At 65.0% G+C, this 21,424-nt stretch carries 18 protein-coding genes and 1 riboswitch; of the genes, 12 read left to right on the top strand and 6 right to left on the bottom strand.

The genetic code is table 11. The annotated features are described in order from the left end of the window. Positions 1-12 precede the first annotated feature (12 nt). From SVA_RS00090 to SVA_RS00065, 6 genes are read left to right on the top strand one after another with little or no spacing between them, the layout of a single operon-like run. Positions 13-546, top strand: a complete 534-nt coding sequence (locus SVA_RS00090) for a DUF4390 domain-containing protein (protein ID WP_169923908.1) — start codon at positions 13-15, stop codon at positions 544-546. Continuing rightward, positions 501-2,849: a sensor histidine kinase gene (locus SVA_RS00085; protein WP_096457023.1), complete on the top strand. Its 2,349-nt coding sequence runs from the start codon at positions 501-503 to the stop codon at positions 2,847-2,849. Before SVA_RS00090 ends, SVA_RS00085 begins: the two co-directional genes overlap by 46 nt. Continuing rightward, complete coding sequence (locus tag SVA_RS00080; RefSeq protein ID WP_096457020.1) at positions 2,846-4,213, top strand: sigma-54-dependent transcriptional regulator; 1,368 nt, start codon at positions 2,846-2,848, stop codon at positions 4,211-4,213. The genes SVA_RS00085 and SVA_RS00080 overlap by 4 nt, the downstream gene beginning before the upstream one ends. Then, positions 4,210-5,589, top strand: a complete 1,380-nt coding sequence (trkA, locus tag SVA_RS00075; protein ID WP_096457017.1) for a Trk system potassium transporter TrkA — start codon at positions 4,210-4,212, stop codon at positions 5,587-5,589. The genes SVA_RS00080 and trkA overlap by 4 nt, the downstream gene beginning before the upstream one ends. A 3-nt stretch (positions 5,590-5,592) precedes the next feature. Beyond that, on the top strand, positions 5,593-7,044 hold the full coding sequence (locus tag SVA_RS00070) for a TrkH family potassium uptake protein (protein WP_096457014.1): 1,452 nt from the start codon (positions 5,593-5,595) through the stop codon (positions 7,042-7,044). After that, positions 7,044-7,367 carry a tetratricopeptide repeat protein gene (locus tag SVA_RS00065; protein ID WP_096457011.1) on the top strand — a complete coding sequence of 108 codons (324 nt, stop codon included), beginning with the start codon at positions 7,044-7,046 and terminating at the stop codon, positions 7,365-7,367. Before SVA_RS00070 ends, SVA_RS00065 begins: the two co-directional genes overlap by 1 nt. Here SVA_RS00065 and SVA_RS00060 read toward each other — a convergent pair. The 3 genes from SVA_RS00060 to SVA_RS00050 form a co-directional block, all read right to left on the bottom strand. Continuing rightward, complete coding sequence (locus SVA_RS00060) at positions 7,355-8,272, bottom strand: lysophospholipid acyltransferase family protein (RefSeq protein WP_096457008.1); 918 nt, start codon at positions 8,270-8,272, stop codon at positions 7,355-7,357. The two genes, SVA_RS00065 and SVA_RS00060, sit on opposite strands and share 13 nt — an antisense overlap. Then, the gene (locus tag SVA_RS00055) at positions 8,265-9,149 is read right to left on the bottom strand and encodes a lysophospholipid acyltransferase family protein (RefSeq protein WP_096457006.1); all 885 of its coding nucleotides are present in this window, start codon (positions 9,147-9,149) and stop codon (positions 8,265-8,267) included. Before SVA_RS00055 ends, SVA_RS00060 begins: the two co-directional genes overlap by 8 nt. A gap of 166 nt (positions 9,150-9,315) precedes the next feature. Then, on the bottom strand, positions 9,316-10,062 hold the full coding sequence (locus SVA_RS00050) for a tRNA 2-thiocytidine biosynthesis TtcA family protein (protein WP_096457003.1): 747 nt from the start codon (positions 10,060-10,062) through the stop codon (positions 9,316-9,318). 144 nt (positions 10,063-10,206) lie between these two features. On the opposite strand from SVA_RS00050, the gene metK reads away from it, so the two are divergent. The 6 genes from metK to apaG all read left to right on the top strand — a co-directional run bounded on the left by metK (position 10,207) and on the right by apaG (position 16,082). Further along, on the top strand, positions 10,207-11,394 hold the full coding sequence (gene metK / locus SVA_RS00045; RefSeq protein ID WP_096457001.1) for a methionine adenosyltransferase: 1,188 nt from the start codon (positions 10,207-10,209) through the stop codon (positions 11,392-11,394). Positions 11,395-11,429: 35 nt separating this feature from the next. Next, a riboswitch (S-adenosyl-L-homocysteine riboswitch) is annotated at positions 11,430-11,510 on the top strand. Between the two features lie 14 nt (positions 11,511-11,524). After that, the gene (gene ahcY, locus SVA_RS00040; RefSeq protein WP_096456998.1) at positions 11,525-12,952 is read left to right on the top strand and encodes an adenosylhomocysteinase; all 1,428 of its coding nucleotides are present in this window, start codon (positions 11,525-11,527) and stop codon (positions 12,950-12,952) included. Positions 12,953-12,986: 34 nt separating this feature from the next. Then, positions 12,987-13,835, top strand: a complete 849-nt coding sequence (metF, locus tag SVA_RS00035) for a methylenetetrahydrofolate reductase [NAD(P)H] (protein ID WP_096456995.1) — start codon at positions 12,987-12,989, stop codon at positions 13,833-13,835. 45 nt (positions 13,836-13,880) lie between these two features. After that, positions 13,881-14,828 carry a prolyl aminopeptidase gene (pip, locus tag SVA_RS00030; RefSeq protein WP_096456992.1) on the top strand — a complete coding sequence of 316 codons (948 nt, stop codon included), beginning with the start codon at positions 13,881-13,883 and terminating at the stop codon, positions 14,826-14,828. Continuing rightward, positions 14,828-15,664 carry a symmetrical bis(5'-nucleosyl)-tetraphosphatase gene (locus tag SVA_RS00025; RefSeq protein ID WP_096456989.1) on the top strand — a complete coding sequence of 279 codons (837 nt, stop codon included), beginning with the start codon at positions 14,828-14,830 and terminating at the stop codon, positions 15,662-15,664. The genes pip and SVA_RS00025 overlap by 1 nt, the downstream gene beginning before the upstream one ends. A gap of 34 nt (positions 15,665-15,698) precedes the next feature. Next, the gene (gene apaG / locus SVA_RS00020; protein WP_096456986.1) at positions 15,699-16,082 is read left to right on the top strand and encodes a Co2+/Mg2+ efflux protein ApaG; all 384 of its coding nucleotides are present in this window, start codon (positions 15,699-15,701) and stop codon (positions 16,080-16,082) included. Positions 16,083-16,102: 20 nt separating this feature from the next. On the opposite strand, the gene gyrB is transcribed toward apaG, so the two are convergent. The 3 genes from gyrB to dnaA all read right to left on the bottom strand — a co-directional run bounded on the left by gyrB (position 16,103) and on the right by dnaA (position 21,307). Continuing rightward, positions 16,103-18,526, bottom strand: coding sequence for a DNA topoisomerase (ATP-hydrolyzing) subunit B (gyrB, locus tag SVA_RS00015; RefSeq protein ID WP_096456983.1), 2,424 nt, complete (start codon positions 18,524-18,526; stop codon positions 16,103-16,105). A 125-nt stretch (positions 18,527-18,651) separates the two neighbouring features. After that, positions 18,652-19,752: a DNA polymerase III subunit beta gene (gene dnaN / locus SVA_RS00010; protein ID WP_096456980.1), complete on the bottom strand. Its 1,101-nt coding sequence runs from the start codon at positions 19,750-19,752 to the stop codon at positions 18,652-18,654. Positions 19,753-19,966: 214 nt separating this feature from the next. Next, positions 19,967-21,307, bottom strand: coding sequence for a chromosomal replication initiator protein DnaA (gene dnaA, locus SVA_RS00005; RefSeq protein WP_096456976.1), 1,341 nt, complete (start codon positions 21,305-21,307; stop codon positions 19,967-19,969). Between the last annotated feature and the right edge of the window lie 117 nt (positions 21,308-21,424).

Raw genomic sequence — 21,424 nt, 5'->3', positions numbered from 1 at the left:
GCGGCGGGCGCGTTGCTGCTGAGTCTCCTGACCCTGGCGCCGGCCGGAGGGGCCAGCTTTCGGGCGGAGCTCGTGCAGGCGCGGCTCAGCGGGCAGGTCCTGCTGCTCGGCGGGCGCCTCGACCTGGCGCTCACCCCGCAAGTCGAGGACGCCCTCAACAACGGTATCCCGCTCGATTTCGTCATCGACGTTCGGTTGCATCGGCGGCGGGCGCTGCTCTGGGACGATGCCGTGGACGGGTGGACACTGCGCCGGCAGCTTCGCTTTCACGCCCTGTCGGGGCAGTACCTGCTGAGCGGGGAGCCGGCGCTGCCCCCGAACCGGGAGAGCTTCGCGTCGCTGCCCGAGGCTCTGGCGCAGGTCGGCTCACTCGAGGAAGTGAACCTGCCCATCGAAGTTCCCGTTCAGCCGGACGCCGATTACCACACGCGGGTGCGCGTCGCGCTCGACATCGAGGCGCTGCCGCCGCTCTTGCGTCCCGTGGCGTACACCTCGCGCGCATGGGACCTGAACAGCGGCTGGAGCTCCTGGAAGGTGGAGCGGTGAAACGCTATCTGACCGGCATTCTCCCGCTCGCTGTGCTGTCGCTGCTCCTGGTCGGCGCCCTCTTCATGATGAGCGCCGCAGCGCAGAACTCCGCGATCTTCGGACGGATGTACTCGCTGCTTCTGGTCGTCAACATCCTCGGTATCGCGCTGCTCCTCGGTCTCATCCTCCTCAATCTCTGGCACCTGGTGCGGCAGTACCGGGCTGGCGTCATGGGCTCGCGGCTGACGCTGCGCCTGCTGGCCATGTTCGTCGCACTCGCGGTGCTTCCGGTCTCGGTCGTGTTCTTCTTCTCCATCCAGACGCTGAACCGGGGTATCGACAACTGGTTCGACGTGAAGATCGAGCAGGCCCTCGACGATGCGCTGCTGCTCGGGCGCACTTCGCTCGATGCGATCAAGCAGGACCTCGTGAAGAGCGCGCACGAGATGGCGATGGAGCTCGAATCGTCGTCGGCGCGGACCGCCCTGCCCACGCTCAACTACCTCCGCGAGGTTCACGGCATCACCGAGCTCACGCTCTTCTCGCAGGACGGGCGAATCATCGCGGCGAGCAGCGGCGAGTGGCCGGAGAGCGCGACCCTCCTGCCGGACCGGCCAAGCGACGCGATCCTCGGGCGCGTGCGTCAGGGACAGGACTACGCGAACCTCGACGCCAGCCCGAGCGCGGGCCTGCGCATGCGGGTGCTCGTGCCCGTTTACTCGCGCGACGTGGGCGCGCCGATCCGGATCCTGCAATTGCTGCAGGCGCTGCCGTCCCGGTACGCCAAACTGGGCGAGAGCGTGCAGACGGCTTACGCCGAGTACGAAAAACTCGTTTATCTTCGCGGGCCGCTCAAGTTCAGCTTCACGCTCACGCTCTCGCTCGTCGCGCTCCTTACGATGCTGATCGCGCTGTGGGCCGCGATCTTTTCGGCAAGGCGCGTGGTCGCGCCGATCCGCGAGCTGGCGGCCGGCACGCGCGCGGTCGCGCTCGGCGACTACAAGAAGCGCATTCCGGTCACGTCGCACGACGAGATCGGTATTCTGGTCGAGTCGTTCAACGAGATGACGCGCCAGATCTACCGCGCCCAGTCGCAGATCAAGCGCGCGAGCCGCGAGGCGGAGATGCAGCGCACGTACCTCGAGACGGTGCTCACGCATCTTTCGTCCGGAGTGCTTTCGTTCGATCACCGCCATATACTGCGCGCGCACAATGCGGCGGCCGGGCACGTGCTTGCCGCCGATATACGAACCGGCGACGGCAGCTCCCTCACCTCGCTCGCCGCGGCGTACGCTCATCTCGGGCCGTTCGTCGAGGCCGTCGAGGACGCGGTCCGCGCGGGAAAGCGGGAATGGCAGGCGGAGGTCGTCATCACACCGGAGCCGGGCGGGCGGCGCACGCTCATCCTGAGGGGCACCTTGCTCCCGGGGGCGAAGGGCCGGCACGGGGGTTATGTGGTGGTGTTCGACGACGTTACGGCCCTGATCCAGGCGCAGCGCGCCGCGGCGTGGGGCGAAGTCGCGCGGCGGATGGCGCACGAGATCAAGAACCCGCTGACGCCGATCCAGCTCTCTGCCGAGCGCATACGGCACAAATACCTTCGCGTGCTGCCCGAAGACAGCCGCGAGACGCTCAACCGCGCGACGCAAACCATCGTGGAGCAGGTGGAAGCGCTGAAGGCGCTGGTGAACGCCTTCGCGGACTACGCCCGTCCCACCCAGATCCAGACGAGCCCCGTCGACCTCAACGGACTGGTCCGCGACGTCGTCGAGCTCTATCGAGCCGAACGCGGGCCGAGCGGGCTCGACGTGGTACCGCTGCGCGGCGCCGAGCGGGAGAGCGGTCGGGCGGAAAACGTGACGCTCAAGCTCGAGCTCGCGAAGGACCTTCCTTCCATTCCGGCGGACCCGGGCCGACTGCGGCAGGTATTGCATAACCTGCTGCTCAATGCGCGCGACGCTCTTGCGGGGCACGCCAGGCCGGTGATTCGGATCGCGACGCATGTCGCAGGCGAGGGCGACCGCGCCCAGGTCGAGCTGGTCGTGCGCGACAACGGCCCCGGATTTCCCGAGGAACTCATGGAACGGCTGTTCGAGCCTTACGTCACGACCAAGAACAAGGGAACCGGTCTGGGGCTCGCCATCGTCAAGCGCATCGTCGAGGAGCACAACGGTCACATCACCGCCGGGCGCAGTGCGGACGGGGGCGCGACGGTCACGATCCGGCTGCCGCTCTCCCAGCCTGCCCTCCACGGAGCGCCGGAGGCGAGCGCCGCGCACCCGGCCCCGGCACGACGGGCACGTGGGGACCAGGGCGCATGAACCTGGGCTACATCCTCGTCGTCGACGACGAGCCGGAGATCAGGCGGCTCGTCCAGGAGATCCTCGAGGACGAGCACTACAAGGTGGCCGTCGCCGACGGCGCCGAGCCGGCGCGCGCGCTGTACCAGAAGCAGCGTCCCGACCTCGTGCTGCTGGACATCTGGATGCCGGGAACCGACGGCATCAGCCTGCTCAAGGAGTGGAGCTCGGGCGGACGGCCCGAGGTGCCGGTCATCATGATGTCCGGGCATGGCACGGTGGAGACGGCGGTCGAGGCGACCCGGCTCGGGGCTTACGACTTCATCGAAAAACCGCTTTCCATGGGCAAGCTCCTCGTCACCGTGGAACGCGCCCTCGCCGCTGAGCGCATGCGTCGGGAAAACGTGCGCCTGAAGCGGGCCGCCGAGCCGGACACGTTCCTCATCGGCAAGAGCGCGCTCATGCAGCGGCTGCGCGAGGACGTGGAGCGGATTGCGCTGAGCGAGTCCTGGGTGCTGATCGTCGGCGAGCCCGGCACCGGGCGCGCAGGCGCGGCGCGGTACGTGCACTACCACAGCGCGCGGAGCGACCGGCCGCTGGTCGAGGTGAGCCTCGGTGCCGTACCGCCGCCCAACGTCGCGGTCAAGCTCTTCGGCGCCGAGCAGGGAGAAGCGATAACGCCGGGCAGTTTCGAGCAGGCGGACGATGGCACCCTGGTGCTGAACGACGTCGTCGAGCTCGCCGCCGCGACGCAGCTGCAACTCCTGCACGCCTTCCAGGAGCGTCGCTTCATGCGTGTCGGCGGGCGTGAGCCCGTGCCGCTGGACGCGCGCATCATCGCGATCAGCGATCTTTCGCTGCCCGATGCGGTAGCCGAGGGACGCTTTCGCGAGGACCTGTACTATCGCCTCAACGTGGTCCCGCTCCGGCTGCCGCCGTTGCGCGACCACCGCGAGGACGTGCCAGAGCTGCTGAACCTCTACGTCGACTGGCTCGTGGACAACGAGCGGCTTGCGTACCGCCGCTTCACGACCGGCGCGGTCAACGCGCTGCGCCATCATCCCTGGCCAGGCAACATCCGGGAGCTGAAGAACGTCGTGCAGCGGCTTCTGATACTGAATCGCGGCGACGAGATCACCGAGGCCGAAGTCGAGCAGGCGCTGGGCGGCCGTCCGCGTGCGGTCGACAGTGCTCCGCAGACGCTCTTCAACCTGCCGCTGAGGGAGGCCCGCGACCTGTTCGAAAAGGCCTACCTCGAGCACCATCTCGGACGAACCGGCGGAAACGTCGCCGAGGTGGCGCGCCTCTCCGAGATGGAGCGCACTCACCTCTACCGCAAGCTTAAGAACCTGGGCATCAATCCGAAGGCGGTCAAGGAACCATGAAGGTGATCATCCTCGGGGCGGGCCAGGTGGGCTCGAGCGTGGCCGAGAATCTCGTGCGCGAGAACTACGACATCACCGTCGTCGACACCAACGGCGAGCGTCTTCAGGATCTTCAGGACCGGTTCGATCTGCGCACGGTCACGGGCGGTGCGGCGTTTCCCGCCGTGCTCGAACAGGCCGGGGCGGAGGATGCGGACATGATCCTGGCCGTGACCAACAGCGACGAGGTGAACATGGTCGCGTGCAAGGTCGCTTACGCGCTGTTCCACACCCCGACCAAGATCGCGCGGATCCGCGCCGCCGACTACCTCTCGCACCCGGAACTGTTCAGCCAGGAAACGGTGCCCATCGACGTCATTATCAGCCCGGAGCAGATCGTCACCGACTACATCCTGCGCCTGATCGAATACCCGGCGGCGCTTCAAGTGCTCGACTTCGCCGGCGGTCTCGTGCGGCTCGCGGCCGTGCGCGCGGTCCAGGGCGGTCCGCTCGTGGGACAGCAGCTGCGGGAGCTGCGCAAACACCTCCCGAAGATCGACACGCGTGTCGCCGCGATCTACCGGCGCGACCGCCCGATCATCCCGACCGGCGACACCGTCATTGAAGTCGACGACGAGGTGTTCTTCATCGCGGCGGCCAGGGACATCCGCTCGGTGCTGAGCGAGCTGCGGCGCGCGGTCAAGCCGGTGAAGCGCGTGCTGATCGCCGGCGGCGGCAACATCGGCCGACGGCTCGCGCGCGCGCTCGAGCGGCGGGGCTACGTGCCGAAGATCATCGAGCGGGATCCGGCGCGCGCGCGGTTGCTCTCGGAAGAGCTGAATCAAAGCGTCGTGCTGCTGGGTGACGCGGCCGACGGCGAGCTGCTCGTGCGCGAGGGCATCGAGGACATCGACACCTTCTGCGCGCTGACGAACGACGACGAAGCCAACATTCTCTCGGCCCTCCTCGCGAAGCGCCTCGGCGCCTACCGAGTGATGTCGCTCATCAATCGCGCCGCCTATGTCGATCTCGTCCAGGGCGGCGGGAACATCGACATCGCCATCTCGCCGCAGCAGGCGACGATCGGCAGCCTCCTCACGCACCTGCGCCGCGGTGATGTCGTGGCGGTGCACTCACTGCGACGTGGCGCGGCCGAGGCGATCGAGGCGGTGGCCCACGGCGATCCTTCTAACTCGCGCGTGGTCGGTCGCGCGATCGAGAACATTCCGCTGCCGCACGGCACCACCATCGGCGCCATCGTGCGCGACAGCGAGGTGCTCATGGCGCACCACGACACGGTGATCCAGCCGAACGACCACGTGATCCTTTTCATCGTGGACAAGAAGCAGCTCCCCGAGGTGGAGCGCCTCTTCCAGGTGGCATTCACGTTCGTGTAGCCGATGCGGCTCGCCGTCATCGCGCGCGTGATGGGTCTGCTGCTGATCGTGTTCAGCAGCGTGATGCTCCCCTCGCTCGCGCTTGCGTGGTTCGAGCCCCGCGATACTTTCGGCGCCTTCCTCCTGGCGGCCATCGTCACCGTCGTCACCGGATTGGCGCTCTACGCGCCTGCCCGCGGCGCCCGGCAGGAGCTCAGGCTGCGCGACGGCTTCGTCATCGTGACGCTCTTCTGGGCGCTGCTCGCGCTTTTCGGCGCCCTTCCGTTCGTGTTCGCCGGGCTCGCCGGCTTTGCCGACGCGTACTTCGAGAGCATGTCCGGCCTCACGACGACGGGCTCCACGGTCCTCACCGGGCTGGACCGGCTACCGGCTTCGGTGAACCTGTGGCGCGGCGTCATGCACTTCCTCGGCGGGGGCGGCATCATCGTGCTTGCCGTCGCCGTCCTGCCGCTCCTCGGTGTGGGCGGCATGCAGCTGATCAAGGCCGAAACCCCGGGGCCGATGAAAGAGAACAAGCTGACGCCCCGCATCCGCGAGACCGCGAAGGGTCTGTGGACGATCTATCTCGGCCTCAACGTCGTCTGCGTCACCAGCCTCTGGGTCGCCGGGATGACGCCGCTCGACGCCTTCGTGCACAGCTTTTCGGCGGTCGCAACCGGCGGGTTCTCCAGTCACGACGCTTCGATCGCCTTTTTCCAGAACCCCGTCATCGAACTGATCCTGACCCTGTTCATGTTTCTCGGCGGAATCAACTTTGCGCTTCACTTCGTCGCCTTCCGCCAGCGGGATCCGCGGCCTTATCTCTTCGACGGCGAGTTCCGCGTGTACACGGCGATCATGGTGGGCGCTACGCTGGTCATGGCGTTCGCGCTGCTCGCCAGCCGTACCTATCCGGACTTCGCCGACGCGCTGCGGTTCTCGCTGTTCCAGGTCGTTTCCATGGCAACGACCACCGGCTTCGCGACGGCGGATTTCGCGGCGTGGCCGGCGGCACTCGGGGGGCTGCTGATGATCCTGGGCTTCTTTGCCGGGTCGGCCGGGTCTACCGCCGGCGGGATCAAGCTGATGCGGATCATGCTGCTCTTCAAGCAGGGTGCGTGCGAGCTCCGGCGGCTCGTGCATCCCAACTCGATCGTGACCCTGAAGCTCGGCGGCAAGACGGTTCCCGAGCGCACGATCTCGGCGGTGACGACCTTCTTCACGGCCTATCTCGCCATCTTCGCCGTGATCGGCCTCATCGTCGCGGCGATGGGCGTCGATCTCGTCACGGCATTCACTGCGGCCGCGGCATGCCTCAACAACGTCGGCCCCGGGCTCGGTCAAGTCGGGCCCGCGACGACCTTCGCGAGCCTGCCCGACGCCGCGAAGTGGGTGCTCTCCTTCGCGATGCTCCTCGGGCGCCTGGAACTCTTCACGCTGCTCGTGCTCTTCACCCGCGTGTTCTGGAGGAGCTGATGGCGCTTGTCGACAACCTCGAGGCGATGCTCGCGCGCGGTCAGGAAAGCGCGCTCCTGCGTTACGGGCTCGGAAGCGAGTATGTGAAACTTGGCGAGCCGGGCCGGGCGATCGAACATCTGCGCCGGGCAGTCGAGCTCGACCCGGCATATTCGGCGGCCTGGAAGGCACTCGGTCAGGCGTTGGCCGCGGCGGGCCGAGGTGAAGACGCGATCGAAGCCTACCAGCAGGGCATCCGCGCCGCCGAGGGCAGGGGTGACAAGCAGGCGGCGAAGGAGATGGGCGTGTTCCTGAAGCGACTGCGCAGGGCTCAGTCCGAATAGAACTTCGGCTCGCCCCTGGGGCGCGTCTTGAAGCGCTTGTGGATCCAGAAGTACTGCTCGGGCGCCGCGCGCACGGCCTCCTCGATCGCGACATTCATGCGGCGCGTGTCCTCGACCGGATCGCCGGTCGGAAAATCGGCGAGCGGGGGCGCAAAGACAATCTCGTAGCCGGCGCCGCGCGCGAGTTGCCGGCTGTAGCACGGAACCACGACCGCCTCGCCGAGCGCGGCAAGCCGCCCGAGTGCGCTGAACGTGGCGGCCTGCACGCCGAAGAAGGGCACGAACACGGAACGTTTGCGGCCGGTGCTCTGGTCGGGCAGGTAGTAGAGCGGGACGCCTTTGCGCAGCTGGCGCACCATCGCCGTGAGGTTCTGGTTGCGTTCCACGAGCTTGGCGCCAAACCGGCGACGCGCGCGCGACACGGACTGCCGGAAGACAGCGTTGTCCGGATCGCGAAAGACGGCTACGAGCGGCCAGTCGAGCGAGATGCGCGTGCCTGCGACCTCGAGCGCCAGGAAGTGTGGCGCGAGCAAGATGAGGTTTCGCCCCTCCGCGAGCGCGCGGTCAACGTGCTCGCGCCCGGTCAGGCGCACGAGTCGGCGCAGGCGCGCCGGGGAGCTCCACCAGGCCAGACCGAGATCGAGCAGCGCCTGGCCGAAGCCGCGGAAGTGAGCGCGCACCAGCAGTGCCTGCGCCCGGCGGTCGAGCTCCGGGAAGCAGCGGGCGATATTGGTCTCCGCCACCCGACGCCGGCTCCGCAAGAGGTAATAGAACAGATCGCCCAACCGGTGACCGAGCCACGCGATCACTGGCAGCGGTAGCGCGCCGACCGCGCGGAGCAGGCCGAGACCGATCCACGCCGGCCAGTGTCGAGGACCCGTGATTCGCGCGGTCGAGTCAGGCATACGGCGACGGAACTCCGGGGGGGCGCGTCTTGAAGAGCTTGAACGTCCAGAGATACTGCTCGGGCATCCCCCGCACGGCGCGCTCGATCTCGGCGTTCATGCGGGCGGCGTCGGGGACCGCGTCGCCCACGGGGAAATCGGCGAGCGCCGGTTCCAGGCGGACCTCGTAACCCCCGGGCACCAGCCGCGTATAGCAGGGAATCACGACGGCATCGGCGGCCGCCGCGAGACGGCCTAGCGTCGGCAGCGTCGCCGCCGGCACGCCGAAAAAAGGCGCGAAGACGGAATGCTTCGGCCCGAGGTCCTCGTCCGGCAGAAAATAGAAGCTCATGCCTTCTCCCAGACCCCGCAGCACCGGGCGCAAACCGCGTTTGCGCGCAATGAGGGGGGAGGCGTAGCGCGAGCGGGTCTTGTGCAGGAGCCAGTCGACGATCGGGTTTCGCTGGGGGTTGTACATGGAGAACGTCGGGACATGACCGGCGACCGCGATGCCCCCCACGTTCATTCCTACGAAGTGCGGTGCGAGGAGAATGACGCGCCGACCGCGGGAAAGCGCCTCATCAAGGTGAGGAAGACCGACGAGGTGCACGGCGCCGAGGAAGCGGCGCTCGCTCGCCCAGGCAAGAAAGCCCAGGTCGAGATAGGCCTGCCCCGAGGCCCTGAAATGCCGACGGACCAACTCGGCGCGTGCCTGAGGACTCATGTCGGGAAAGCAAAGATCGACGTTCACGTGAGCGATGCGCCGGCGCTTGCCGTTGACCCGGTACATGAGCGCACCAAGACCCGCGCCCAACCGGCGGCTCGCACTCAGCGGCAATCGCCCGATGATCCACAGGAGCCCGAGCGCCACCAAAGTGCCCCAATGCTTCGGCAGCATCGCCGCGCGGAACGGGAAGTGGGCCGGTTTCGCCGAAGGATTGGATGTGACGCTCACAACGAGTAAAGGCCGAGGTTAAGGCGGGCTTATCCGGGGGAGGAGTGCGATTCAGCGACTTTGAGACACATTTAACATAATGATAGCCAATGTGTGCCAAAAGCGTGCTTCAGACCTCCGCCGTCCGCTCTTGGGTCATCAGCGGACGCATTGCAGTCAGCAGACTGGGGAACAGGCGCTTGTTCAACTTCTCCTGCTCGCCCAAAAGCGCCTTGTAGTGGGCACGACGTGTAGGCATACGGAAGCAGGCCGGGCAGTTGTCCGTGACGACGGGCAGAGCGGCCCGGCGCGCGAAGGACGCCGTCTCGCGCTCCCGGACGTATACCAGGGGCCGGATAACTCGCAGGTCTCCGGCGTCGTTGCGGTAGTGCGCCTTCATCGTGCGCAGCTGACCGCCATGGAAGGCGCTCATGAGAAAGGACTCGGCCAGATCGTCCAGATGCTGGGCCAGCACCAGGACGTTGTAGTCCTCGCGGCGCGCCACATCGTACAGGATCCCGCGACGCATCCGTGCACAGTAGGCACAGAAGGACGACCCGCGCATCGTCTTGAGGGCGCGCTCGACGATTTCCTGGCGCATGTAGTGGTAAGGGATGCCGAGCGCAGGCACGTACTCCTTGAGGGAAGACGGATCGAAGCCGTCGATGCAGGGATCGACCGTCGCCGCGCCGAGTTCGAACCGGACAGGGGACTTCGACCGCAGATGCAGGAGCACATGGAGCAGGGTCAGGCTGTCCTTCCCGCCAGACAGGGCGAGCAGCAGACGGTCGCTCGGCCGGATCATGCCGTAGTCCGCGATCGCACGTCCGACGCGGCGCAACATGGGGCGCGGGGGCTCGAGGGGGGGCGCGTTCATGCCGCGTAATGGTAAGCGGTGCACGCCTCCGCGTCAGGCACCGGATCGCGTTTTCCCTGTCCGCGGGGCCGTCGCGTGTAAATCACGGACCGTTCTTGTTAGACTTCTGCGCCTGTTTGCGAGGCGGTAAGGAGCAAATAACGAATGCCTGACAGCTATCTCTTCACTTCCGAGTCGGTCTCGGAGGGTCACCCGGACAAGGTCTGCGACCAGATTTCGGACGCGGTGCTCGACACCTTGCTGCGTCAGGATCCCCGTTCCCGGGTCGCGTGCGAGACGCTCGTCAAGAACAACCTGGTCATGCTCGCCGGCGAGATCACCACGGCCGTTTCGATCGACTTCGACCAGGTCGCCCGCGACGTCATCCGCTCCATCGGCTACACCGCCGAGATGGGTTTCGACCCGATTACCTGCACCGTACTGACGGCCATCGGGCGCCAGTCTCCCGATATCGCCGCCGGTGTCGACGAGGGCAAGGGCCTGGATCTCGACCAGGGGGCCGGGGACCAGGGCCTGATGTTCGGTTACGCGACCGATGAGACGGACGTGCTGATGCCGATGCCGATCACGCTCGCGCACCGCCTGGTGAAGCGCCAGGCCGAGGTTCGCAAGTCGGGCACGCTGTCCTGGCTGCGGCCGGACGCGAAGTCGCAGGTCACGGTGAAGTACGTGGACAACAAGCCCGCCGGGATCGATGCCGTCGTCCTGTCCACCCAGCACGCGCCGGGCATCAAGCACGCGGAGCTCAAGGAAGCGGTCATCGAAGAGATCGTCAAGCCGGTGCTGCCGAGAGAGTGGCTCGGAAAGGGTACGGAGTACCACATCAACCCCACGGGCAGCTTCGAGATCGGCGGGCCGGTGGGAGACGCGGGACTGACCGGCCGCAAGATCATCGTCGACACCTACGGCGGCATGGCCCGGCACGGCGGCGGGGCCTTCTCGGGCAAGGATCCGTCGAAGGTCGACCGGTCCGCCGCCTATGCGGGGCGCTATGTCGCCAAGAACGTCGTCGCCGCGGGCCTCGCCGCCCGCTGCGAGATCCAGATTGCCTACGCGATCGGCGTCGCCAAGCCGGTTTCGATTCATGTCGACACCTTCGGCACGGGGCGCATCCCGGACGCGAAGATCGCCGAACTGGTGCGCGCGCACTTCGACCTGCGGCCGAAGGGCATTATCCAGATGCTCGATCTGCTGCGCCCGGTCTATCTTCCGACCGCCGCCTACGGACACTTCGGTCGGACCGAACCGGGCTTCACCTGGGAGCGCACCGACAAGGCCGAGACGCTTCGGGCAGCCGCCGGCGTCAAAGCGCGCGAGGCCCGAACCGCTTGACAGACGGAGGATCGCCGCCGAAACGGCGAAGCTCGGCCCCCGAGGAGCGTTGCAACAGGAGCCATCCTGCCAGGCTCGGGGGTTGCGAGGGACCATTGCAACGGCGCTCGTTCATCTTGGAGACTTCAACATGAACGCTGTCGTCCACCCCAACCCCAAATTCACCGATTATAAGGTCGCCGATATCGGTCTTGCCGCCTGGGGGCGCAAGGAGATCGAGATCGCCGAGACCGAGATGCCCGGCCTGATGGCGCTGCGAGAGGAGTACGGCGCGAAGCAGCCGCTCAAGGGCGCGCGCGTGTCCGGCAGTCTGCACATGACCATTCAGACGGCGGTGCTGATCGAGACGCTCGCTGCGCTCGGCGCCGAGGTGCGCTGGGCGTCGTGCAACATCTTTTCAACGCAAGACCATGCGGCGGCCGCGATCGCCGCGCGCGGCATCCCGGTGTTCGCCTGGAAGGGCGAGACACTCGAGGAGTACTGGTGGTGCACCGAACAGGCGCTCACCTGGCCGGACGGAAAAGGGCCCAACATGATCCTCGACGACGGCGGCGACGCGACGCTGCTGCTGCACAAAGGGGTCGAATTCGAAAAGGCGGGCAAGGTGCCCGAACCGGACCCGGGCGCGAACGAGGAGTGGAAGGTCTTCCTCGGTCTGCTCAAAAGGAGCCTCGCGGCGCACCCGAAAAAATGGACGGAGATGGCGAAAGGCGTGCGCGGCGTGACGGAAGAGACAACGACGGGGGTGCACCGGCTGTACGAGATGCAGAAGCGCGGCGAGCTGCTCTTCCCGGCGATGAACGTGAACGACTCGGTCACCAAGTCGAAATTCGACAACCTCTACGGCTGCCGCGAGTCGCTCATCGACGGCATCAAGCGTGCGACCGACGTCATGATCGCCGGCAAGATCTGCGTAGTGTGCGGTTACGGCGACGTCGGCAAGGGCTGCGCGCAGGCGTTCCGCGGCATGGGCGCGACCGTCTGGGTCACCGAGATCGACCCCATCTGCGCGCTGCAGGCGGCGATGGAAGGCTACCGCGTGGTGACCATGGAGAACGCGGCGCCGGTCGCCGACATCTTCGTCACCGCCACGGGTAACGTGCACGTGATCAACCACGAGCACATGAAGGCGATGAAGCACGAGGCCATCGTGTGCAACATCGGCCACTTCGACTCCGAGATCGATATTGCTTCGCTCGAGCGATACACGTGGGAGGAAATCAAGCCGCAGGTCGACCACGTCGTCTTCCCCGACGGCAAGAAGCTGATCGTGCTCGCCCGCGGCCGGCTCGTGAACCTCGGCTGCGCGACCGGGCACCCATCGTTCGTGATGTCCGCCTCGTTCAGCAACCAGACGATCGCGCAGATCGAGTTGTACAATCATCACGAGAACTACGAGAAGAAGGTCTACGTGCTGCCGAAGCAGCTCGACGAAAAGGTCGCGCGCCTGCACCTCAAGAAGCTCGGCGCGAAGCTCACGCGAATGAACGAGGCGCAGTCGAGCTACATCGGGGTGCCGGTCGACGGGCCCTACAAGTCCGAGCACTATCGGTACTGACCCGGGCGCGCGTGCGTCGCGCGGCTTCGAACGAATGGAATCCCAGCGAAAGCATGCTCGAAGCTTCAGCTTCGAGTTCTTTCCGCCGCGCGACGAAGCGGGGCGGACCAAGCTGCGCGAAACGGTCGCGCAGCTTCGTCAGCTCCGGCCGAGATTCTTTTCATGCACGTTCGGCGCCGGAGGAAGCACCCGAGAGGGCACGTACGATACCGTCAAGGAGCTTCAGGACCAGGGGCTCAAGGCCGCACCGCATCTCACGTGCATCGGCACGAGTCGGGAGTTCATTCGGGAATTGCTGCAGGCTTACGCCGCACTGGGCATCGACCGACTGGTCGCGCTGCGCGGGGATCTGCCTTCCGGCCTCCCGAATACGGGCGGCGACTTCCGGTACGCGACGGAACTCGTCGAGTTCGTCCGCTCGGAAACCGGCGATCGCTTCGCGATCGAGGTTGCGGCGTATCCGGAGTTCCATCCGGAGGCCGCGAGCGCAGAAGACGATCTGGAACACTTTGCGTCCAAGGTCCGGGCCGGAGCCGACTCCGCGCTCACGCAGTACTTCTACAACGCGGACGCCTACTTTCGCTTTGTCGACGAGTGCGAGTCGCGGGGGATCGACATCCCGATCGTGCCCGGCATCATGCCGATCACGAACTACAAGCAGCTCGCGCGCTTCTCCGACCGGTGCGGAGCGGAGATCCCGCGCTGGATCCGCAAACGGCTCGAGTCCTACGGGGATGACCTGGAGTCCGTGCGCGCCTTCGGTCTCGATGTGACGACGGAACTCTGCGATCGGCTGCTTCGCGCAGGGGCCCCGGGCCTGCACTTCTATACGCTCAACCGAGCGGGACCGAGCTGTATCGTGTGGGAGCGGCTAGGCCTGTAGCGGTCTATTCCGGATTCGAGCGGGCATGAAGGTGGCTGGACCCCCATGACTGTCTATCCCGACATCCAACCGTACGCGACGCATCGGCTGGCGGTGGACCCGCCGCACGAGCTGTACGTCGAGGAATGCGGAAATTCGCGAGGGCTCCCCGTCGTATTCGTGCATGGCGGGCCCGGCGCCGGATTCGAGCCTTACCACCGGCAGTTCTTTGATCCGGCACGCTACCGGATCGTGCTCTACGATCAGCGCGGCGCCGGCCGTTCGACGCCGCACGCGAGCCTGGAGCGCAACACGACGCCCGATCTCGTCGCGGATCTCGAGAGGATTCGCGAGTTCCTTGGGATCGAGCGGTGGGTTCTTTTTGGCGGATCCTGGGGTTCGACCCTGGCGCTCGTCTACGCAGAGACGCACCCGGAGCGGGCGATCGCGCTCATCCTGAGGGGCATCTTTCTCTGCCGCCCGTGGGAGATCCGCTGGTTCTACCAGGAAGGTGCGAATCATGTCTTTCCGGATTACTGGGAAGAGTTCGTCGCACCGATCCCCCTCGAGGAGCGTCACGATCTGCTCCACGCCCACTATCGACGCCTCACGAGTGATGACGAAGCCGTTCGGCTCGCGAGCGCGAAGGCCTGGTCGGTATGGGAAGGCCGGACCGCGACCCTGAAGCCGAACGAGGCGGTCGTGAGTTTCTTCAGCCACCCGCATACGGCCCTGTCGCTCGCTCGCATTGAGGCGCACTATTTCGTACACGACAGTTTTCTCGATCCCGATCAGATCCTGCGAGACGCTGATCGTATCCACGGCATCCCGGGCGTCATCGTGCAGGGACGCTACGACATCGTCTGTCCGTTCCAGAGCGCGTACGACCTGCATCGGCGCTGGCCCCAGGCCCGGCTCGAAATCGTTCCCGATGCCGGCCACTCGGCCGCCGAGCCCGGCATCACGCAGGCGCTCCGGCGCGCGACCGACGAGATGGCCCAGCGCTTCGGCTGATGGCGCGATACGCGATTGGCGACGTACAGGGGTGTTTCGACTCCCTGCGGGCCCTGCTTGAGCAGATCGGTTTCGACCGGGCGCGCGACGAGCTGTGGTTCACCGGCGACCTGGTAAACCGCGGGCCACGTTCGGCCGACGTGGTGCGCTTCGTCAAGGGTCTCGGCGAGAGAGCCGTGTGTGTGCTCGGGAATCATGATCTTCATCTCCTCGCCATCGCGAGCGGGGCGACGACCCGCGGCCCCCGCGATACGCTGACCGATCTGCTGGAGGCGACGGACCGGGAGGAGCTGCTTGCGTGGTTGGCGTCGCGCCCCCTGTTTCATCGCGACGCCGTTTCCGGTCACGCGCTCGTCCACGCCGGCCTGCCGCCCCAATGGGATCCGGATCGGGCGACGGCGCTCGCTGCCGAGGCGCAGGCCGTTCTCGCGGGATCGGGCGTGCGGGAGCTCTTTCAACACATGTACGGCGACGAACCGCGGTGCTGGGACGAGAGACTGACCGGGTGGGAGCGTTTACGGTTCATCGTCAACGCGTTCACCCGCATTCGCTTCTGCGAACCGGCAACCGGCGCGCTCGATTTCGCCAACAAAGGTCCCCCTGGCTCGCAGCCGGAGCCGTTGTGCCCCTGGTTCGAGATTCCCTGGCGGAAGAGCCGTGGAGCGCACCTTGTTTTCGGGCATTGGTCGATGCTGGACCTCTACTGGTCCGACGATGTCACGGCGATCGACACGGGGTGCGCGTGGGGTCGGAGACTGACCGCGGTCCGCCTTTCGGGAGACGAACGGCGTTTTTACAGCGTTCCCTGCCCCGGGAACCCCTGGATCGACCCGTGAAAAACGGAGCAGACCGGTGCAAAATTGGGTCGTCATGATGCAGCCCGATCGACACCGAATCGACATCACCGTCAGGACGACCTACGTCCCGGGACAGTCCGCTCCCGACCGTAATCGGTATGTCTTCGCGTACACGATCACCATTACAAATGCGGGATCCGTGCCGGCGCGACTCGTTACCCGTCACTGGGTGATCACGGACGCCAACGAGAAAACACAGGAGGTGCGCGGCGAGGGTGTCGTCGGGGAACAGCCCTATCTCGAGCCCGGGATGAGCTTCGAGTACACGAGCGGGACCATCCTGGAGACGCCCGTGGGTGTCATGCGGGGAAGCTACCAAATGGTGGCCGACGACGGCACGCGGTTCGACGCGGACATCCCTGCCTTCACGCTCAGCGTGCCGCGCACGCTGCACTGAGCGACCCGAGGAACGGGTGCCTACACGTCGAGATTGCTCACCAGGAGCGCGTTCTTCTCGATGAAGTCTCGCCTCGGCTCCACCTGATCGCCCATGAGCATGCTGAACACCTCGCCGGCCGCCACGTCGTCGTCGGCGCTCACCTTGAGCAGCCGGCGGGTGGCGGGATCCATGGTGGTCTCCCAGAGCTGCTCGGGGTTCATCTCGCCGAGGCCTTTGTAGCGCTGAATGGTTTGGCCGCGGCGGGCTTCGGCGAACAGCCAGTCGACCGCCGCGTCGAATCCGGGAACGGTTTCGCTGCGCTCTCCGCGCGTCACACCGAGTCCACCGGCAAGCAGCGTTCCGAGGCGCGCGCCCATGTCCCGAATCGTCTGATAGTCGGACGAGGAAAAGAACTCGGCGTCGAACCTCAGCCGACTCAACGCCCCGTGTTCGGTGCGTCCGATGCGCAGCTCGTACACCTGCAGGCGGTCGTTCAGCACCGCGGCGACCTCATAACGCGTGCCGTTCGGATCGTCGTTGAGCCGGCTCTCGAGTTCCGTCGCGTACGTGCGCACAACCGCCTCATCCTTCATCGTGGCGGGGTCCAGGGTCTGCAGATAGAGCATCTTGTTCAGGATCTTGGGGTCGTAGCGTCGTGCGAGCCGCTTGATGAGTTCGCGAACGTTCACATATTGGCGACAGAGACCTTCCAGCTCTTTGCCTTCCAGGCGCCGGCCTTCCGCTGCTTCCAGTGCCGCACCGTCGATGGCTGTCTCGAGCAGGTATTCCTGCAGCTCGCTGTCGTCCTTGAGATAGCGTTCCTGCTTTCCGTGTTTGACCTTGTAGAGCGGCGGCTGAGCGATGTAGATATGGCCGCGGGTCACCAGGTCGGGCATCTGACGATAGAAGAAAGTGAGCAGGAGCGTACGGATGTGCGAGCCGTCGACGTCCGCATCCGTCATGATGATGATGCGATGGTAACGCAACTTGCTGATATCAAACTCGTTTTCACCGATTCCTGTCCCGAGCGCAGTAATCAACGTTGCGACCTCCTGGGACGAAAGCATCCGGTCGAACCGAGCGCGCTCGACGTTGAGAATCTTTCCCTTGAGTGGAAGCACTGCCTGGAACCGTCGGTCGCGCGCTTGTTTGGCCGAACCTCCGGCCGAGTCGCCCTCCACGATGTAGAGTTCGGACCGCGCAGCGTCGCGTTCCTGACAGTCGGCCAGCTTGCCGGGCAAACCGGCGAGATCGAGGGCGCCCTTGCGTCGAGTCATCTCGCGCGCTTTCCTGGCCGCCTCGCGGGCGCGCGCCGCTTCGAGAATCTTCAGCGCGATCGCCTTGGCATCGTTCGGATTCTCGAGCAGGAATTCTTCGAGCTTCTCGTTGACGATCGATTCGACGACACCCTTGACCTCGGATGAGACCAGCTTGTCTTTGGTCTGAGAGGAGAACTTGGGATCCGGCAGCTTTACGGACAGGACCGCCGTCAGGCCCTCGCGCGCGTCGTCCCCCGTCGTCAGTATCTTTTCCTTCTTGGCAACCGCGGAGTGCTCGATGTAGTGGTTGAGTGTTCGGGTCATCGCGGCCCTGAGGCCTGCGAGGTGAGTGCCGCCGTCGCGCTGAGGAATGTTGTTCGTATAGCAGTAGATGTTCTCCTGGTAGGAGTCGTTCCACTGCATACATACCTCGACCAGGATCGGGCCGCGCGCCGCCGAGATGTGAATAGGTTTCGGGTGCAACACCGTCTTGCTTCGGTTCAGGTGCTCGACAAACGCAGAGATGCCGCCCTTGTACTCAAACACGTCCTCCTTGCCGACGCGCTCGTCCCGAAGTGTGATGCACACCCCGGGGTTCAGGAACGAAAGCTCGCGCAGGCGTTTGGCGAGGACGTCGTACTGGAAGGTCGTATTGCTGAAGATTTTCGGGCTGGGTGTAAAGCGAACGTCGGTGCCGGTGGTGGTGGCGTCCCCCACCGCGGCCAAGGGCGCCCGGGGTTCGCCGAGCTCGTAGTGTTGCTGGTAAACCTTGCCGTCCCGGCGGATGGTAAGATCAAGCGTCTCGGACAGGGCGTTCACGACCGAGATGCCGACGCCGTGAAGACCGCCCGAAACCTTGTAGGAGTTCTGATCGAATTTTCCGCCAGCGTGCAGGACGGTCATGATGACCTCCGCCGCCGAGCGGCCCTCCTCGGGGATGATTCCCGTCGGGATGCCCCGACCGTTATCGGAAACGGTTACGCTACCCTCGGGGTGGAGAATTACCTTTATGTCGGTACAGTGGCCAGCCAGGGCCTCGTCGATAGAGTTATCGACGGCTTCGAACACCATGTGGTGAAGTCCGGTGCCGTCATCGGTATCACCGATATACATGCCCGGGCGCTTACGAACGGCCTCCAAGCCCTTAAGGACTTGAATGCTGGTCGAATCGTAGGCTTCGTTCTTGCGAGCGGCGGGGTCCATTTCCGGCAGTTATTCTACCATTTCTCGCTCAATGCGGCCTTAGCCGGAGCGACAAATTTTTTGCGCTACATGAGCTTAGTGAAAGTTCCACGTGAAACAAAAGGCTCTCGTTTCACGTGGAACACCTAGAGCCGCATCGGCATGATGATGTAGCGCGTCGCTTCGTCTCCCGGGGCGTGCAGCACGCAGCTGCTATTGGAGTCATTTCCGCCAATTACGACCTCCGAAGCATTTATCGCCCCGACGGCCTCCATCAGGTAAGTGACGTTGAAGCCGATCTCCAGCGCTTCCCCACGAAACTCTACTTCGAGCTCTTCCACAGCTTCTTCCTGCTCCGGGTTGTGCGCGCTCATGGCGAGACGTCCGGGCTGAAAGGCAAGTCTCACGCCCCGGTACTTCTCGTTAGCTAGGATCGCGACACGGCCAAGGGCTTCTCTGAATGCATCCCGAGGTATCGTTGCTGACTTGGTTTGCGAGGACGGAATCACCTTTGTGTAGTCCGGAAATTTCCCGTCGATCAATTTCGATGTAAACGTAACGTCGGCACAACGGGCTCTCAGATGGCTCGCGCCGATCTCGATCTTCACCTCGTCTTCGGTGTAGGAAAGCAACCGGGAGAGTTCCTGTATGCCTTTCCTCGGTACGATGACCTGACGCTCGCCGCCCGCTTCCTTCTCCAGGGCCAAGTCACTCATGGCCATCCGGTGTCCGTCCGTTGCGACGGCTCGGATGCGTTTACCGCCCATCTCAAGGTAAAGCCCGTTCAGGTAGTACCTGACATCTTGTTGGGCCATACAAAACGCTGTCCGGTCAAGTAGCCGTTTTGCCTCGTCCTGAGAGAGAGTGAGCGCTTGCTCGAACGATCCTGCCTCGACGGCGGGAAAATCGGTCGCGGGAAGCGTGAGCAAGGTAAACCGGCTCTTTCCCGCTTTGGTAACCACCTTTTCGCCTTGCTTCGCGATCGTGATGTCCGTCCCTTCCGGAAGCGCCCGGCAGATATCGAACAGCTTGCGGGCCGGCAACGTCAGCGCAACTTCGCCCTTTATGCGGGCCGGCACGTGGGCGACGACCTCGACTTCCAGATCCGTTCCCGTCAGGGTCAGGTCCTGACCGGCGCTCCTCAGCAGCACGTACGAGAGGATGGGCAGGGTCTGCCTGCGTTCCACGACCCCGGCCACGACTCCCATGGGCTTCAGCAAATCTTCACGCGCGAGTTCGATCTGCATAATCGTATTAGAGGTAGTTCCTTTACTTGTTGTACTAGTTACTTGGTCCGCCCCTAACGGTTGATAGGTGGCTTTGGGCCTAGTCTGGACGGTATCGCCGCTTTCCCCAACCCTGTGGACAACCCCCCGTATTGCTGTGCAAGTGTGCTGGATAAGTCCGTGAACTCCCGCACCGCGACTCAGCCGCCGGGCTCATTCACAATTTGCCCACAGCTTATGTCGTCAATATCCGCAGCAAGTTGCCGTAATCCTCCTGAACCCGGGCGTCCTTGGAAGACAGCTCCGCGATCTTCCGGCACGCGTGCAGGACGGTGGTGTGGTCCCGCCCGCCGAACGCCTCGCCGATTTCCGGGAGGCTGTGGTCGGTCAGTTCCTTGGCCAGGGCCATTGCGATCTGACGGGGCCGGGCTACCTGTCGCGACCTGCTCTTTGCGTGCAGATCCGAGATTCGGATCTTGAAATACTCAGCGACGGTTTTCTGGATATTGTTGATCGTGACCAATCGTTCCTGGAAGCTCAACAGGTCCTTCAAGCTGTCGGTTGCGACTCCGATATCGACGGGCCTCCCGGTAAACGACGCGCTGGCGAGAATGCGGCGGAGCGCGCCCTCCAACTCGCGTACATTCGATCGCACACGCTTCGCCACGAAGAACGCGACATCCTCCGGCAGATCCGTGCCTTCCTGTTTCGCCTTGTTGATCAGGATGGCGACGCGCGTCTCGAGCTCGGGCGGCTCGATGGACACGGTGAGTCCCGACGCGAAACGCGACACCAATCGCTCTTCGACCCCCGTCAGTTCCTTCGGGAACCGGTCCGCGGTAATGATGACTTGATGCCCGGCTTCCACCAAGGCATTGAATGTATGGAAGAATTCCTCTTGGGAGCGCTCCTTGCCGACGAAAAACTGGATATCGTCTATCAGCAGGGCATCCAGACTGCGGTAAAACCGCTTGAAGTCGTTGATGGCGTTGTGCTGCAAGGCCTTCACCATGTCGGCGACGAAGCGTTCAGAGTGGACATAAGCCACGTTTGCGTCCGGGCGTCGCCTGAGTATCAGATTTCCCGCCGCCTGCATCAGGTGCGTCTTCCCGAGACCGACGCCGCCGTAAATGAACAGTGGGTTATAGGCCGCGCCCGGGTTCTCGCCGACCTGGCGGGCCGCCGCCCGCGCCACCTGGTTGGACTTGCCTTCCACGTGGCTCTCGAAGGTGAACTCCGGATTGAGCCGGCCTACGGACCCGGCGCGCCGTGTGCTTTCGCGACCGCTCGGCGCCTGGCCGAGATCCACGGCGCGCCGTATCTGGCTGCCGACCTCGACGATCACCCTCGTACCGCCACCGTTGGAATACTCTGCCACCAGTTCGCCGATCCGGTGCATGAAACGCTCGCGCACCCACTCCATCACGAAGCGGTTCGGGGCGAGCAGCCGCAATCCGCGCGCCTCTTGGACCGGCTGCAACGGGCGGATCCAGGTGTTGAACTGCTGCGGAGGAAGCTCCTCTTCGAGGCGCCCCAGGCACTTGTCCCAAACGCGTTCTGCGGTCACGGCGCTCATGGTGGTGGTGCGCGGGAAGGGGTTCGGAGTCTAGCCGGTTAGTGTTATCCAATCCACACGCGCCCGGGCACCGGGGAGTTAACGCGCTGCGGCCGCGTCGCGGTTGACAAAGCCGCG

Source organism: Sulfurifustis variabilis, assembly GCF_002355415.1.
Classification (GTDB): Bacteria; Pseudomonadota; Gammaproteobacteria; order Acidiferrobacterales; family Sulfurifustaceae; genus Sulfurifustis; species Sulfurifustis variabilis.
The sequence above is the reverse complement of the archived record's forward strand: the minus strand, read 5'-3'. Positions and strand labels throughout refer to the sequence as shown.

Bases quoted from the DNA above. Each gene is read 5' to 3' on its own strand.
- SVA_RS00085 (WP_096457023.1), top strand. From the start codon at position 501: ATGGGACCTGAACAGCGGCTGGAGCTCCTGGAAGGTGGAGCGGTGAAA.
- SVA_RS00080 (WP_096457020.1), top strand. From the start codon at position 2,846: ATGAACCTGGGCTACATCCTCGTCGTCGACGACGAGCCGGAGATCAGG.
- trkA (WP_096457017.1), top strand. From the start codon at position 4,210: ATGAAGGTGATCATCCTCGGGGCGGGCCAGGTGGGCTCGAGCGTGGCC.
- SVA_RS00070 (WP_096457014.1), top strand. From the start codon at position 5,593: ATGCGGCTCGCCGTCATCGCGCGCGTGATGGGTCTGCTGCTGATCGTG.
- SVA_RS00065 (WP_096457011.1), top strand. From the start codon at position 7,044: ATGGCGCTTGTCGACAACCTCGAGGCGATGCTCGCGCGCGGTCAGGAA.
- SVA_RS00060 (WP_096457008.1), bottom strand. From the start codon at position 8,272: ATGCCTGACTCGACCGCGCGAATCACGGGTCCTCGACACTGGCCGGCG.
- SVA_RS00055 (WP_096457006.1), bottom strand. From the start codon at position 9,149: ATGCTGCCGAAGCATTGGGGCACTTTGGTGGCGCTCGGGCTCCTGTGG.
- SVA_RS00050 (WP_096457003.1), bottom strand. From the start codon at position 10,062: ATGAACGCGCCCCCCCTCGAGCCCCCGCGCCCCATGTTGCGCCGCGTC.
- metK (WP_096457001.1), top strand. From the start codon at position 10,207: ATGCCTGACAGCTATCTCTTCACTTCCGAGTCGGTCTCGGAGGGTCAC.
- ahcY (WP_096456998.1), top strand. From the start codon at position 11,525: ATGAACGCTGTCGTCCACCCCAACCCCAAATTCACCGATTATAAGGTC.
- metF (WP_096456995.1), top strand. From the start codon at position 12,987: ATGGAATCCCAGCGAAAGCATGCTCGAAGCTTCAGCTTCGAGTTCTTT.
- pip (WP_096456992.1), top strand. From the start codon at position 13,881: ATGACTGTCTATCCCGACATCCAACCGTACGCGACGCATCGGCTGGCG.
- SVA_RS00025 (WP_096456989.1), top strand. From the start codon at position 14,828: ATGGCGCGATACGCGATTGGCGACGTACAGGGGTGTTTCGACTCCCTG.
- apaG (WP_096456986.1), top strand. From the start codon at position 15,699: ATGATGCAGCCCGATCGACACCGAATCGACATCACCGTCAGGACGACC.
- gyrB (WP_096456983.1), bottom strand. From the start codon at position 18,526: ATGGACCCCGCCGCTCGCAAGAACGAAGCCTACGATTCGACCAGCATT.
- dnaN (WP_096456980.1), bottom strand. From the start codon at position 19,752: ATGCAGATCGAACTCGCGCGTGAAGATTTGCTGAAGCCCATGGGAGTC.
- dnaA (WP_096456976.1), bottom strand. From the start codon at position 21,307: ATGAGCGCCGTGACCGCAGAACGCGTTTGGGACAAGTGCCTGGGGCGC.